At 44.2% G+C, this 14746-nt stretch carries 12 protein-coding genes; 6 read left to right on the top strand and 6 right to left on the bottom strand.

Annotated elements, in window-relative coordinates; translation table 11 throughout:
• Positions 1–26: 26 nt before the first annotated feature.
• Complete coding sequence (locus tag J4N22_RS15185; protein WP_207495963.1) at positions 27–2711, bottom strand: T9SS type A sorting domain-containing protein; 2685 nt, start codon at positions 2709–2711, stop codon at positions 27–29.
• 183 nt (positions 2712–2894) lie between these two features.
• Between J4N22_RS15185 and J4N22_RS15180 the strand changes: the two genes are divergently transcribed.
• Both J4N22_RS15180 and J4N22_RS15175 read left to right on the top strand, forming a co-directional pair.
• Positions 2895–3623: a ferredoxin--NADP reductase gene (locus J4N22_RS15180; protein ID WP_207495961.1), complete on the top strand. Its 729-nt coding sequence runs from the start codon at positions 2895–2897 to the stop codon at positions 3621–3623.
• A gap of 14 nt (positions 3624–3637) precedes the next feature.
• A complete protein-coding gene (locus J4N22_RS15175; RefSeq protein ID WP_207495960.1) occupies positions 3638–4042 on the top strand; it encodes a hypothetical protein in 405 nt (134 codons plus the stop codon).
• Positions 4043–4085: 43 nt separating this feature from the next.
• Here the strand turns inward: J4N22_RS15175 and J4N22_RS15170 are convergent, their stop codons facing one another.
• From J4N22_RS15170 to dtd, 4 genes are all read right to left on the bottom strand, one after another.
• A complete protein-coding gene (locus J4N22_RS15170) occupies positions 4086–5552 on the bottom strand; it encodes a glycine--tRNA ligase (protein WP_207495958.1) in 1467 nt (488 codons plus the stop codon).
• A 185-nt stretch (positions 5553–5737) separates the two neighbouring features.
• A complete protein-coding gene (locus J4N22_RS15165; protein WP_207495956.1) occupies positions 5738–5983 on the bottom strand; it encodes a hypothetical protein in 246 nt (81 codons plus the stop codon).
• A 118-nt stretch (positions 5984–6101) separates the two neighbouring features.
• A complete protein-coding gene (locus tag J4N22_RS15160) occupies positions 6102–6464 on the bottom strand; it encodes a nucleotide pyrophosphohydrolase (RefSeq protein ID WP_242692251.1) in 363 nt (120 codons plus the stop codon).
• A 14-nt stretch (positions 6465–6478) separates the two neighbouring features.
• Positions 6479–6931, bottom strand: a complete 453-nt coding sequence (dtd, locus tag J4N22_RS15155; RefSeq protein ID WP_207495954.1) for a D-aminoacyl-tRNA deacylase — start codon at positions 6929–6931, stop codon at positions 6479–6481.
• Between the two features lie 45 nt (positions 6932–6976).
• Here dtd and arfB point away from each other — a divergent pair, with 45 nt between their 5' ends.
• The 4 genes from arfB (at position 6977) to J4N22_RS15135 (ending at position 10763) form a co-directional block, all read left to right on the top strand.
• On the top strand, positions 6977–7384 hold the full coding sequence (gene arfB, locus J4N22_RS15150) for an alternative ribosome rescue aminoacyl-tRNA hydrolase ArfB (RefSeq protein ID WP_207495953.1): 408 nt from the start codon (positions 6977–6979) through the stop codon (positions 7382–7384).
• Positions 7384–8130 carry an MbnP family protein gene (locus J4N22_RS15145; protein ID WP_207495952.1) on the top strand — a complete coding sequence of 249 codons (747 nt, stop codon included), beginning with the start codon at positions 7384–7386 and terminating at the stop codon, positions 8128–8130. Before arfB ends, J4N22_RS15145 begins: the two co-directional genes overlap by 1 nt.
• Positions 8130–9167: a cytochrome-c peroxidase gene (locus tag J4N22_RS15140; RefSeq protein WP_207495951.1), complete on the top strand. Its 1038-nt coding sequence runs from the start codon at positions 8130–8132 to the stop codon at positions 9165–9167. The genes J4N22_RS15145 and J4N22_RS15140 overlap by 1 nt, the downstream gene beginning before the upstream one ends.
• Before the next feature lie 90 nt (positions 9168–9257).
• Complete coding sequence (locus J4N22_RS15135) at positions 9258–10763, top strand: oligosaccharide flippase family protein (protein ID WP_242692250.1); 1506 nt, start codon at positions 9258–9260, stop codon at positions 10761–10763.
• A 217-nt stretch (positions 10764–10980) separates the two neighbouring features.
• Here the strand turns inward: J4N22_RS15135 and J4N22_RS15130 are convergent, their stop codons facing one another.
• Positions 10981–14721, bottom strand: coding sequence for a S8 family serine peptidase (locus J4N22_RS15130; protein WP_207495950.1), 3741 nt, complete (start codon positions 14719–14721; stop codon positions 10981–10983).
• Positions 14722–14746: the final 25 nt, after the last annotated feature.

Genomic DNA, 14746 nt, shown 5'->3' with positions numbered 1-14746 from the left:
TATAGCAATTTACAGATGTTTCAGCATTACTTTACTATTTGGCGGGTATATGTTTCTTTCTTGTCGCCATAGATCTTTACCACATACATCCCTGGAGCTAGTTTACCTATATCCAGTGTTTTTGGAGCATAATTCGTTCTTTCTGTCATCACCAATCTTCCTTTTGCATCCAGTACATTTATGGTGATATTTCTTACTCCTGTCAATGTTCCTGTTTTAATGAAAAGGTGCTGCTGGTTTGCAGAAACATAATCAACAAAACCTTTGGTATTGGCTACCGTATTTACCGAAGTAGGAATAGAAGGAATGTTGGTAGTAAACAATCCTCTTCCGTGGGTTGCTGCCGAAAGAAGGTTATCGAGCCTGCGGTACTTCAACATATCAACTCTTGTAAGCGGGAATAGCCTGTTGTTAGGCAACCAAATGGTACCAGGCCCGTTGGTTTGTGTGGTGGTCCACACGCCTAGTTCTGTTCCTACTATCAGTCCGCCGGTACCGCCAGATGGCCCGTTTAGCTGTGCATTATTTGGAGCAATGAGTACCCACCGCACAGGTACATCAGGAAGGTTTCCTTCCACGTTTGCCCATGTGGCACCACCATCCAAACTTTCCAATACACTTGGTACGCCATAATTGGAAATAGTAATTACTACGTGATCAGCATTTCCTGTTTCTACATCAATACAAGATATATACGACCCTTCAGGCAAGAACGCAGCTGAAAACGTTTGCCCATGTAAAACCGTAGGTGCAAGACTTTGTACAGCAGTAAGCTTTATCAAGTTAGGCGATGTAGCTGCACTGGCATTCGATGCTGTACTTCCGGCAATCCAAACCGTTCCTGTAGCGCCACCATTAGGATCTACTTTTACTGCAGAGATCTGCCGCCCATTGAGTGTAGGCATGGCTACCTGGTTTACCTGCGGGTTACCCGGACCTGCGATACCCGTTACTACAGCCATAGTATTGGCATTGTGCCCAGCTACCAGTATATCATTCTCATCATCGTAGTCAGAAGGATTTATAAATCTACCTGTAGCACTACTTCCGCCTTGCACCACCACATTGAAACTAGCTCCGCTGTTGCGCGATACACGGTAGTTATTACCGGTAGCTGATGCTACCTGCAAAACTCCATCGGTTTGATCAATATGAGCAAATCCTCCATCTCCACCAAACACCTCTGCTACTGTATTCACACTAGGCAATGTAAACCTGAGCGTTCCATTGTCCTGTGTACCGCCAAGTAAAAAGTTGGTCTGCTGTGGGTGATGATCTATAGAATAAAACTGGGTGATATTAAAGTTATTGTTCCGTGATGTCCAGCTTTGGCCGGCGGTACTGGAATAATAAATACCACCATCATTTGCAGCCAGTAATTCGGTGCTGCTATTGCCAAAGAACAATATCTCGTGCTGGTCGGCATGAACATTAGGCAGGCCGGAACAACCATTCGCCCATTGTGTTATTTGCTGCCAGCTGGTGCCACCATCCACAGTTTTCAAAATATCTACTCCGCCTATATAACACACCTGCGGGTTGTTAGGATCCACCTGCGCTATCAGGTCGAACCAGGCCTGCGTACGGGTAAAATCAGTAGAAGTTTGTCCCTGGTCGCACCAGGTAGGCAAAGGCAACGTAAACCAGGTGGCGCCGCCATCATCACTTCTTCTTAATCCACCGATTGCATTATTAGAACCTGCCTGCAGGAGAGCATAGATAACATTTGGATTGCTGGGCGCAACTGCTATTTCTATCCTACGCCATGTTCCGGCTGGTGTTATTTCTGTCCAGTTACCATCGGTGCCTTGTGCTGCACCGAGCGAAGCCGGCGATTTCCAGATACGACCAAGGTTGATGGTAGAACCGCTTTGAAAACCGGTGGTAGCATATAGGTCGCCATTGCTGGCAACCTCCAGGTCAGCACCACGATAGTTGGCCGCGTCTGCACATGTAGAGGCCATTGTTCCAATTGACCTGGTCCAGGTGTTGCCACCATCCACAGAACGTAACACGCCACCGTTGTTGCAAAATGTGATACTCCTGGTAGCTGCGTAAACCACACCAGTAGATGTAACTTCAATATCCTGCACATAATCGAAATTGCCTGAAACAGAATTACGCGTAGATGGAAGCTGGAACCATGTATTACCTCCATCGATAGTTTTTAAAATGCCATTACCGCGCATGGCATCTGCATTAAACCAACCTTCGCCAGTACCGGCATACATGATATTGGGATTGGATGGATCCTGTGCTATGCATCCTATGGCTACATTGGGTAAGCTGTCAGATATTAATGCCCATGTAGGATTGGTTTTGAAATTGGTACACTTCCACAAACCACCCGATACGCCGCCGGCGAAAATTGTATTACCAGATCCATCACGCCTATCAATCAGTACCGCTCTTACACGGCCAGCTATATTATTTGGTCCACGCTCCTGCCATACAAAGTTGTTGGTGCGGCTTGTGTTAAGTAATTGTAGTGTTTGCTGTGCGCCTTCAAACTTTCGCTCAATGGGTATATAACCAAGTGCAGGATCTTTTGTCATGTAAAACTCCTGGTGAAGCAATCCTTCAGCCTCCGATTTTGTCTCATGTTCGCCCAGGTGAGGTTTTGTATCAGAACAAGAAAACGTAAAAAACAAAAATGAAAAACTTACCAGTAATCCCAGCTTAGAAGTTAATAGCCTAGCAGACTTGTACATGTCAATTGTGTTATAATGTGCTTTCAAAAATATCGATATCTATTTTATTAGAACCAGATGTTTACGGTGCTGCTATAGTTACGGATTTCCCCTACTAATAACAACGAACTACCTCCTATAATAAGACATGAATTAATACAGGTGCAGTTGCTGTTATGTTGTACTTTAGAAAAAAAAACACAAATGCTGGAACCATGGCGCACAGGTAAAGTCATCAAAATATTGGATGAAACAGCTCATACCCGTCGGTTTTGGATCCAAATACCCGAAGTAGAGGTTTTTGATTTCAAGCCCGGCCAGTTTGTTACCCTTGACCTGCCCATCCACGAGAAGCGAAACAAACGCTGGAGAAGTTATTCTATAGCCTCGCCACCCAACGATACCAATATCATAGAATTGGTCATTGTTTTACTAGAAGGAGGAGCTGGCACTACATATCTTTTCAATGAAATATCTGAAGGTTCTGAGCTATTACTGCGCGGCCCGCAAGGCGTATTTGTTTTGCCAGAACATATTGACCGGGACCTGTTCTTAATATGCACCGGCACTGGTGTTGCGCCTTTCAGAAGCATGGTGCATCATATCAACCGGTTCAACATATCACATAAAAATATCTACCTGGTGTTTGGTTGCCGCCATGTTTCAGATTGCCTGTACGGCCAGGAGCTGAAGGGGCTGGAAGAAGATCTACAACATTATTATTATCTTCCTACTTTCTCACGTGAACCAGAAGAAAACTCGCTTGTTCGCCGTGGTTACGTGCATGCCATATACGAAGAGATCATCAAGGAACACCACCCGCAGGCATACTTCTACCTATGTGGCTGGAAGAACATGGTAGACGAAGCCAAAGAACGGATATTGGCAAATGGCTACGACAAAAAAGATATCCATCTTGAATTGTATGGCTAATAACTAACTGTGCTATGAAGAAAGAAAAACTAAAACAACTGGCTCACCTTTTTGCAGGATTTATACTGTTGTTACAAGGCTTCAACTGGTTTGAATCTGGCATCAGCATTTCCATTAGTTTATACCTGTTGCTTGCAGTTACTGTATTGCTGGTGGCAGGCATGCACAAGTGGGTTCAAAAACATTTTACCAGCGGCGACAGTGCGTTCTTTCTTTTTGAAGCCGCCGCATTTCTTTATGCAGCCGTCACCTTCCGCGAAGATGGTGGCAACCTGATGTGGGTTTTGTATGCGCTTTTTGCAGTTGCCTATGTAGCATTTGCCACCGTTGCACTTTTTGATAATAATGAAAGATGGAAACGCAGCCGCAACAGGAGGAGGAGAAGAAGACGGAGAAGTATGAGCTCTAGTTTGCAATAAGATTACTACAATAAAAAACCGGCTCAGTGGCCGGTTTTTCTTTTTATAAAGTTGCTGCTAACACTTTTTCTTTTACCTGTGCAAGTGGTATACGCTCTTGCTGCATCGTATCCCTGTAACGTATGGTCACTGTTTGATCTTCTTTGGTTTGATGATCGATGGTGATACAGAAAGGCGTACCGATAGCATCCATGCGCCTGTAGCGTTTTCCTATAGTATCTTTTTCTTCGTAAAAACAACGGAACGAACCTTTACAGTCATTCATTATCTCACGAGCTATTTCCGGTAGTCCATCTTTCTTCACCAATGGAAGAATGGCCAGCTTCAGAGGAGCGATCTTAGCAGGAATGCGAAGTACTACGCGGCTATCTTCCTTGCCATCTTCTTTTGTCCATTTCTCTTCGGCAAAGCTATGGCTGAGTATTAGCAAAAACATCCTGTCTAAACCTATAGATGTTTCTACTACGTAAGGAATGTAATTACCGTACGGCTTATTGGTAGCAGGATCAATATCATTGTCAAAGTACTGCATCTTCTTACCGCTTAGCAGCTGGTGGTTCTTCAGGTCGAAATCTGTACGAGAATGGATACCTTCTACTTCTTTAAAACCAAACGGAAATTCATATTCTATATCCAGTGCAGCATCGGCATAATGCGCCAGCTTTACGTGGTCGTGGTAGCGATACTTTTCAGCAGGTAAACCAAGGCTCAGGTGCCATTGCAGTCTTGCTTCTTTCCAGTATTCGTACCACTCTTTCTGTGTGCCAGGGCGAACAAAGAATTGCATTTCCATTTGCTCGAATTCGCGCATACGGAAAATGAACTGGCGGGCAACAATTTCATTTCTGAATGCCTTACCTGTTTGTGCAATTCCAAATGGGATCTTCATCCTTGCAGTCTTCTGCACATTTAAAAAGTTCACGAAGATACCCTGAGCTGTTTCCGGTCGCAGGTAAATGGTATTGGCTTCTTCTGCCACACTACCCATTTCGGTAGAGAACATCAGGTTGAACTGGCGAATGTCAGTCCAGTTAGCAGTGCCGCTGATAGCGCATTTTATGTTATTGGAAATAAGTAACTCTTTCAGTGCTATGAAATCTTCCGCAGCCAGTAGCTGGTCCATCTTATTGATGAGTGCAGTAGCCTCTTCTTTTTTGCCTTCTTCGCGAAGCGTATCGGCAAGGCCTTCTATTAAATGATCTACACGGTAGCGCTTGTTGCTATCCTTGTTATCAATCATCGGGTCGCTGAAGTTATCAACGTGGCCACTCGCTTTCCACGTAAGCGGGTGCATAAAAATGGCGGCATCAAGACCTACAATGTTCTCGTGCATCTGTGTCATCGACTTCCACCAGTAGTCGCGGATGTTTTTCTTCAGCTCGCTACCATAAGGACCGTAGTCATAAACAGCACTCAAGCCATCGTATATTTCGCTGCTTTGAAAAACAAAACCATATTCTTTTGCGTGGGATATGATCTCCTGGAATTTATTCTCGGTTGTCGTGCTCATAATGCCGGCAAACCTACAGGAAAAAAGGGAAAATGAGAGGAGGGTACAGCTAAACAATCAAGCAGAACACAAGCCAAAACTGGTTGGCTAAAAAGCAAAACAAATGTGAAAAAGAGAAGTGGGTTTAGGGCAGAAAAGAGCTATGTCATTATTTAATGACCTAAATGGAATTTAGTGGCAATTCACTAGCTCGCAATCGCTCTTTCGTTAGAAAAAGATTTCTCTGCGTTTTTAAGTTGCGACTCCAGCCGGTAATTCAGTGCTTCCAGTTCAAGTATTTTCGCATGGCTCTTCACGATCTCGCCCTGGTAGTTCTTTATTTTATTATGAACCTTGGATGCAAAATATGCTTTAAAGATCAAGCCCACAATTACACCTACCAAAACAGCTCCGGCATATTGCGATAAGATGTTCAGTAAAGGGGAAAACATAATTTTCTGATTTTTATTTGTTGATTACACAAATAATCTTGATGTATTAACGTTAGAAGTAGTTGCATATTTTCCGGAGCGGGAAAATTTTCCCAAAATGATGCTGAAAAGCCCGTCATTACTGGCTTTTTTTTGGGTCGTGCAACTTTTCGTTATTGATGTGACGCAGCTTATCGCGGCTTGTTTTCTTCTCAAAGTTCTTATGAATAGCAGCTGTCAGGTCTACCCCTGTTTGGTTGGCCAGGCATACCAGCACCCACAGCACATCCGCCATTTCATCAGCTATATCTTTAGATTCTTCGCTGCCTTTCATGCTTTGTTCGCCATACTTCCGCACCATCAGACGGCTCAACTCCCCTACTTCTTCCATCAATATCCCCAGGTTGGTTAGTTCACCAAAATATTTTACGCCAATCGTTTTTATCCATTCATCCACCTTTGCCTGCAGCTCAGCTATGGTCATACCAGTTTCAGTACTCATATTATTTTGTTTCGTTACTCTTTGTTTTTAGTATCCATCACTATCGTTACAGGACCATCATTTAGCAGGCGCACTTTCATATCTGCACCAAAAATGCCGGTTTCAATCTTTTTATTTGCTGAGGTTTCCAGCATTTTGATGAACTGCTCGTACAGAGGAATAGCTACCGGTGGTTTGGAAGCACGTATGTAAGAAGGACGGTTCCCTTTTCTTGTGCTTGCATGCAGGGTGAACTGGCTCACCAGTAAGATGTCGCCACCAACATCCAGCAGGCTCTTATTCATTACACCTTCTTCGTCATTAAAAATGCGCATCTGCACGATTTTACCTGCCAGCCATTCCAGGTCGTCTTTTGTATCTGCATCTTCAAAACCTGCCAGTACCAAAAGGCCATTGCCAATACTTCCTGTAACTGTTCCATCTACTGTAACCGATGCTTCTGATACTCTTTGTATAACTGCTCTCATGCGCTAAAACTTTCTAAAGTGTATTTCCGTAGTAACTTTAGGTGGATGAAGGTAAATTTAATAGAGGAAATCGTTTTCTCCACGGCACGAAGTGGCGGCAAAGGAGGCCAGAATGTAAACAAGGTAGAAACCATGGTGGAAGGACGCTGGGACATTATGGCTTCAACCAAGGTGAATGACGAGCAGAAACGCCAAATAATTGAGAAACTTGGAAACAAGATCACTTCTGATGGTCTTTTACTGGTAAAATCGCAAACGGAAAGAACGCAGCTAGGCAATAAGCAGCAGGTTGTAGAGAAAATGAATCATTTAGTAGAGCAGGCGCTTGTAAAGAAGAAGACACGCATTGCTACTAAACCATCGAAGGCTGCTAAAGAGCGCCGGGTGGAAAACAAAAAAGTGAAATCCGACATTAAAAACAACAGGCGTAAGATCCGCCTCTCTGATTTGTGATGAAGCAAATACTTTATTTATTACTGTTTGTAGTGATGTTGTGGAGCTGCAAACCCTCTGTAACCTCTCCTGAAGATACGTACCAGCTAAAGGTAACCTTCAGGCACAAAGTAGGCAGCCAGGATATGCAGCTAGGTAATACGTACCAAAACAGCTTTGGAGAGAACTATACATTATCAGCTTTTAAATATTATGTATCCAACATTGTTCTTCCTGAAGGTGCTGGCAGCACTGCAGCAGTAAATGAATATAGATTAGTTGACGAAGCCAATGCATCCACCAAATCGTTTACCATTAATCTGCCTCGCAATCATTTCAGCGGTTTCTCATTTTTATTGGGAGTAGACAGTGTTCGCAATGTAAGCGGCACACAATCCGGCGATCTTGATCCTGTAAAAGGCATGTTCTGGACATGGAACAGTGGCTATGTAATGGCGAAGCTGGAAGGAACATCACCTGTTTCTCCAGCACCTGCAAATAGCCTTAGCCTGCATATTGGGGGTTTTAGAACAGGTGAAAACGCTACAAGAAGAATTGATCTTGCTCTACCGGCAGGTAGCATGATCCATCTATCAAAAAATAAGGTGAGCGAAATAGTTATAGAAGCTGATGCCAGCACCTGGTTTCAAGGCGTACACGATCTACCGATCGCCAGCAACCCGCTTTGTCATTCACCCGGTACACTTGCCGTTAAATTTGCCGACAACTATAGCAGGATGTTTAAAATTGTAGCAGTAAACAATTAATGAAGAGAGCCATTTCCATATTGTTTTTTGCTTTTGTAGCTGCAGGCTTCTTTGCAATTGAGGCTTGTAAAAAAACTGATGCTACGCCTGCTGCTACTCCCATGGTTTTCAAAACACCAGCGGGATGGCCAGAACCTGCTTATAACTTCGGCGCAAATCCAATCACCAACCAGGGTTTTGAGTTAGGCAGGAAACTTTTTTACGATGGCAGATTAAGTAAAGATGGAAACTTCCCCTGCGCCAGTTGCCACCAGCAATTTGCAGCCTTTGCAACTTTCGATCACAACTTTAGCCACGGCTTTGACAATACGTTTACCACGCGCAACGCGCATGGATTGTACAACCTGGCATGGCGCAACAACTTCATGTACGATGGCGGCATTGTACACCTTGACCTGCAGCCACTGGCGCCAATTACCGCTACAAATGAAATGGCTGAAACCATAGAGAATGTTCTGAATAAACTACGGGCAGACGGTACTTACAGGTCCATGTTCAAAGCAGCTTTTGGCGACGAGACCATCAATACCGAAAGAATGACCAAGGCGCTCAGCCAGTTCATGCTGATGATGGTAAGCAGCAATAGCCGCTACGATAAAATGAAACGCGGTGAGTATACCTTCAACCTTGCAGAAGGTTTAGGGTATGACATCTTTAAAGCGAAATGTGTTAGCTGTCACAAAGAACCATTCTTTACTGATTTCAATTTTAGAAATACCGGCCTACCGGTAGATCCTACCATAAATGATTATGGCAGGATGATCATTACACGCAATCCTGCTGATTCGCTCAAGTTCCAGGTGCCAAGCCTGCGAAATGTGCAGCTTACCTTCCCGTATGGCCACGACGGCAGGTTTATAACACTTGATCATGTGATGGATCATTATCGTAATGGTGTAGTCAACGGACCTACAACCGACCCGCTGGTGAAGAATAAGATCCCGCTGAGCAACTTCGAGATTGGGCAGTTGAAAGCTTTCTTGTACACCCTCACCGACTCTACCTTTATTGCAGATCCGCGTTTTAAGCAGCCGTAAGAGGAAATATTCTGGCCATTTTACACTGGTAATCTGCAATCTAAAATCTTCAATCCCCAATCTGATTACTTTTGTTTGAAACAGGAACAATTGAGTGGAATTAAACAATTAGCGGGACAAACAATGTGGTATGGTGTCAGCTCTATAGCTGCGCGTTTTATCAACTACCTGCTTACGCCTTACCTCACCTATATCTTTTCTACACAAATAGCAAATTATGGAAAGCTCAGCCTGGTGTATGCAGCTATTCCACTCATCAACATCATATTTACCTACGGCTTCGAAACAGCTTATTTCCGCTTTTCAAAAACCAATGAAGATGAGAATAAGGTGTATAGTACTGCAAGCATATCCATGTTCCTTTCTACCATGCTTTTTGCCGGCGTATTGTACATCTTCAGAGATAGCTTTGCGGCCTTTGCTGGCCTCACAGAAGACCCGGTTCTGATAGAACTATCCATACTGATTATTGCTGTAGATGCCTTGTGTACGCTTCCTTTTGCCAAACTTCGCTACCAGGGCAAGCCTATAAAGTTTGCCGCCATCCGCATCTTTGGAATTTTTGTTAATATTGGTGCTACCGTCTTCTTCCTTTCCTATTGCTCACAGGCATTACAGGAAAATCCTGGTCATTGGGTTGGATTGATCTACGACCCAACTATCAACCCGGTGACCTATGTGATCATTGCAAACGTGCTGCAGTCTTCCATTACATTGCTGCTGCTTGCTAAGGAAGTGGGCGCTATCAAGATCCAGTTCAGCCCGCGCCTGTGGAAAACGATGATGCTATATTCTCTGCCGCTATTGGTGGCAGGATTAGGCGGAATGATAAATGAAACTTTTGACAGGCTGATGCTAAGATGGTGGGTACCTGGCGGCGATACTTTGGCCGAAGAACAGGTAGGTATCTATAGCGCCTGTTATAAACTAGCCATACTGATCAGCTTGTTTATCCAGGCTTTTCGCATGGGCGCCGAACCTTTCTTCTTCAAGCAGGCTGCAGGTGCTAACCCACAGCGTACTTATGCAAGAGTGCTGAAGTTTTTTGTCATCACTGTCACTTTCATGTTCCTGGTGGTTGCCTTGTTCCTACCCGTATGGAAACATTTCATTCACCCTAACTTCTGGGTAGGCCTGTCCGTGGTTCCGGTATTGCTACTGGCAAATATCTTCCTCGGCATTTATTACAACCTCAGCATCTGGTATAAGTTGGGCAACAAGACAATGGCGGGTGCATACATCACATTAGTAGGCGCTGCTGTTACTTTCCTTATCAACTACCTGTTCATTCCATCTTTTGGATATATGGCTTGCGCATGGGCTACTTTCCTCTGCTACGGCACCATGATGGTCATCAGTTTTGTTTGGGGCCAAAAGGAGTACCGCATTCCGTATGCTTGGAAAAAGCTGTTGGCTTATATTGTCATCGTAGTTGTATTGTACTTTATCTACCAGGGCATAGCATGGTTCATACCGAACGAATACTGGCAACTACCTGTGGGTGCAGTACTGCTGCTAACGTATGGCTGGTTCATTCTGCTGGTAGAAAGGCAGGAGTTTAAGAAGTTGCCGCTGGTGGGTAAGTATATCAGGTAATTTTTTAAACCAGCATAACTCCTCCATTCAACAGTCGTTGCGTCGCACACTGCAGCAGTATATCATGTATGAACTAAGATTTCATGATGCAGGCATACAAATGATATTTTAACCCGTTTAATTGCATAACCTCGTTGCAATCACATTGGATCACTTTTCTAGTCATTAACAGGCACAAAAAAAAGGAGCCTTTCGGCTCCTCTTAAGCATTTAGTCTCTATCGTTGTATCAACACCTTTTGCAGGTATTGCTTGTTATCTATAAACACCTTCAGCAGGTAAACACCCGGAGCAAGATGAGTAAGATCAAGATTATGTTGTACCGCACCGGCACGTGATGGAAGTTTTTCATTGGCTACAGCTTTACCATCGTACGACAGTACCTGCATAGCCACATTTTTAGCACCCAGCGGCACTGTATACTGCAGCACCATACGTCCTGCAGAAGGATTTGGTGTTACACGCATATCAATGGCTGAAGCATTAACAGTAGTAACCGAAGTAACCACATGTGCAAAAGCAGGCGATAAGAATACGCAACCATTCACTACGTGTTCCACTTTGTAATTACCTGCCTCCGTTGCTGTATAGGTAGCAGAAGTAGCATTTGCAACCAATGTGTCGTTTCTAAACCACCTGATGGTACCTGCAGTAGCACTTGATGACAATACATTACCATTGGCACTGATAACAGGAGTAAGTGGCTGGCTGGCTACCACTGCAGTTCGTGGCGCACCCGATGGACATGCCAGGGTTCTTATCTTCATGTCGTAGAAGTAGTAATAAGCCTCAGTTGTTGTTGCAGCTGCTTCATGCCCTGTTATAGACATGATACCCGGCACCGTCATTGGATATACATTTCCCAGTGGAATAAGATTGTTCCTAAAGAGTGTAGCACCTTTCTCAAAATTCACCCGCAGGATGTACTCACCGGCAGCAGGCACTTTTAGGTTAAGCGGCGCTACCATCCCTGCATCATCAGGTGTGTTCACATTGTAAGCACCCTGCTGAGGTACAGGCAGTGTAGCAGGTACATCCATGCTAACCGTTGAAACCAGGTTATATGTAGTAGCATCTAAAAGATGAAACGTAAGCCTTCCGCTATTACCGGTGTAGATGCGGGCACTTTCAATGATCAAAGGCGTACCTACACTTATAACCACACCAGGTGTAAATGCATTGTAACCTCCATCGTTGTAATGCATTTTATCAGGCACTCCTATTTTTCCTGCAAAGTCGTTGGCACCGGCAAACAAGGTAGAGTTAGCTGGCACCGGTGATTGTGTTGTGCTGTTTCCTGCAGCTACCGGAATAGTGGCGTTCTGCGCCGCGTACCATATCACGCTAGCCGCAGGTGCAGGATTTGCAAAGAAGTTGGCAGTAGTACCACCAGCACATATCTGCCCCGATGCAGACAAACTTCCTGCATAAGCCGGCCTGGTAGTAAAGCTTTTAGTAGCTGTATTATTTGCTGTGTTTCCTTCACCAACCATAGATACCGAAGTTTCTAAAGTATAAGTGGTATTAGGTAAAGTAGCAAAGCCTTGTTTATGCACCAGCGTACCAATTTCACCAGCTATCAGGTTAGTAGCAATTGTATCAAGTAGTGTAGCTACTATAGCATTGTTTTGTTTTACTACAGTCTGAACAAATATCCTGTTGCTGAATGCAGTAGCCGTACCTGCATTTTGTACACGTACCGATACATGCTGTACATCTACTCCACATACATTGTCAAGACCTGCTATATCAATGGGTGCTACATCGCTGCCTGCACGACCAAAGATGATGGTATAATCTTGCGTTTCACCACCACCTGCATAAGTACCGCAAGCTTGTATAGCTGTTGCGTCTTGTGTTTCCATGAGCACAACACGTATACGTGAACGAAGACCTGGCTTTATATTTCCAGGCACAATTACATTAGTAGAATAAGAAGCATTGCCAGATAATATTCCAGATGTAGCCACAGCTTCTCCTGCATCAGCAAAAGAACCATTGCCATTCCAGTCTATGAATACTTTCACCATTTTGTCTTTTCCGCCACCACAGGTACCCACTGCTACAGATAAAGGCACAGACTGCATAGGGACAACAGTGGTAGTCTGACTGGTAGCATCTGTATATTGGGTACAGCCAGCCGGAGCATTATTAAGAATGGAACCAAACGTAAAGCTTTGAATGCGGCTGTCTGCTGTAGTAGCAGGCTGGCTTGCACAATAAGCAGTTCCATTAACGCCACTCATCAGTAAAGAGTAATCCTGTAGTGCATTTCTCAGGTTTCCTTTGTGAGAAATTTTGATGGTATAAGTAGCACCCGCTACAGCATTAGGAATTTCTATCTTTTCTACATTATCTCTTATGTTATCTCCAGTAGTAGCGGCAGCTTCTGGGTCTTCCGGGTTCAGTCTCCAGGGTTGAAAAACATTGGTACCTGCAGTAACCCTCACATCAAGATCGTTCACAAGCTTAGGTGTCCTGTTGTTGTACCTGTTGGCAAAGTCAACCATACCCGGTGGATCTGTCCAGCAGATGGTAACTACCAATGGTCCATTACCCGAAGCAACAACAGTAAAAGTGGTATCAGCACCGTTTACAAGCCGGCGCTCTGCCAGCACATGATTGTTCTGGTGATTACGGATTACATCAGCTGCACCGGCAGTATTCAACAAGCCCCATCCATGTTTATAATCAGGACCTACTGTAGTTCCTGCTTCAAATGCGGTATGTATAGCCAAACCTCGTAGCGTAGCTGAACGAATAAAACGATTAGAATTTAGTTTACTGTACAACTCCTGCAACAACAGTAACGAACCTGTTACATTAGGCGCCGACATAGAGGTACCGCTCATGTTACTATAACTGTTATTGGCAGTGGCCACACTACTTGTAAGTCCTACACCATTACCTACTATATCGGGTTTTATACGCCCATCATCTGTAGGACCCCAACTACTAAAGCCGGAAATAACAACATCAGCTGGTTTCGTATATCCTGTTGCAATGGCATTCACAGCACCTACACAAAGATTATTTTTTGCTGTGCCATAGGTAGAAATGATATCATAACCATTATTGAATGAAATGCCTGGCTCTCTTGCTGGCACTTGCACCCATGCTCCGGCAGAACTTCGACGCCAATAGGCGGCACCTACAGCCGGCCCTCCCTGGCTCCTGTTGTTACCCGAAGATTTTACCATCAGGTAGTAAGGATTATTGAACGAGATTGAGTCCCACATTTGTGTTTGTGAACTGTAATAACCAAAGTTGTAATCTTCAAAAGCTTCCCACTCGCCATAAAACTCCCAGCGGTTGTTGTTATAATACCAGCCAGCTATAGTGCCATACGAGTGATTAGATAAAAGCAAGGAGTTACCATAGCTATTCATTTCAGCCTCTGCATTATTGAAGTCAAATGCATAGATGCCTGTGGCGCCATGTGCCATTCCACGAGCTGCAGCATTTACACCACGTCCTATCATGGTTCCTGCTACGTGTGTTGCGTGATCGCTTAATGTAGCAGCATTATCCATCATTGTAACTCTGCCAATTAATTCATCGTGTGTAGTTCTAACCACGCCACCATCCCATACGGCCATTTTGTTCATCAGGTTGCCGGCTGTACCAACTCCCGATAAATTCAATCCTGAGATACCACCTGTCCATAGTGCGCTGGTACCTGTAGTGTGGGCTGCATTCACGTTACTCTCTGTACTTACATATTCAGGCAGGCCATTTGGTGCAAGGCGAACTAAGCGAATTGTATTACCATTCTTATGCTGAACGATAGGCAAATTGTTCCTGCGGGCAAACTGGTAAGCTTTTGTTGTATCCTTTCGGAATTCACTTTGAAGATGATCGGTAAACAGTTTTGACTTGGTGGGTTGCTGGCTCTGAACTGAACTTGAAAAAGTTAACAGGCATGTAGCCAACAAACAGGGGCTTAGGTATTTAAACATGTGCTAGGTTATAAAGAAACGTGCG

The organism is Aridibaculum aurantiacum (assembly GCF_017355875.1).
In the GTDB taxonomy this organism is placed as follows: Bacteria; Bacteroidota; Bacteroidia; order Chitinophagales; family Chitinophagaceae; genus Segetibacter; species Segetibacter aurantiacus.
This window is presented reverse-complemented; position numbering and strand designations above follow the sequence as displayed.

Coding starts and splice junctions, on each gene's coding strand:
- J4N22_RS15185 (WP_207495963.1), bottom strand. CDS start 2,711: ATGTACAAGTCTGCTAGGCTATTAACTTCTAAGCTGGGATTACTGGTA.
- J4N22_RS15180 (WP_207495961.1), top strand. CDS start 2,895: ATGCTGGAACCATGGCGCACAGGTAAAGTCATCAAAATATTGGATGAA.
- J4N22_RS15175 (WP_207495960.1), top strand. CDS start 3,638: ATGAAGAAAGAAAAACTAAAACAACTGGCTCACCTTTTTGCAGGATTT.
- J4N22_RS15170 (WP_207495958.1), bottom strand. CDS start 5,552: ATGAGCACGACAACCGAGAATAAATTCCAGGAGATCATATCCCACGCA.
- J4N22_RS15165 (WP_207495956.1), bottom strand. CDS start 5,983: ATGTTTTCCCCTTTACTGAACATCTTATCGCAATATGCCGGAGCTGTT.
- J4N22_RS15160 (WP_242692251.1), bottom strand. CDS start 6,464: ATGAGTACTGAAACTGGTATGACCATAGCTGAGCTGCAGGCAAAGGTG.
- dtd (WP_207495954.1), bottom strand. CDS start 6,931: ATGAGAGCAGTTATACAAAGAGTATCAGAAGCATCGGTTACAGTAGAT.
- arfB (WP_207495953.1), top strand. CDS start 6,977: ATGAAGGTAAATTTAATAGAGGAAATCGTTTTCTCCACGGCACGAAGT.
- J4N22_RS15145 (WP_207495952.1), top strand. CDS start 7,384: ATGAAGCAAATACTTTATTTATTACTGTTTGTAGTGATGTTGTGGAGC.
- J4N22_RS15140 (WP_207495951.1), top strand. CDS start 8,130: ATGAAGAGAGCCATTTCCATATTGTTTTTTGCTTTTGTAGCTGCAGGC.
- J4N22_RS15130 (WP_207495950.1), bottom strand. CDS start 14,721: ATGTTTAAATACCTAAGCCCCTGTTTGTTGGCTACATGCCTGTTAACT.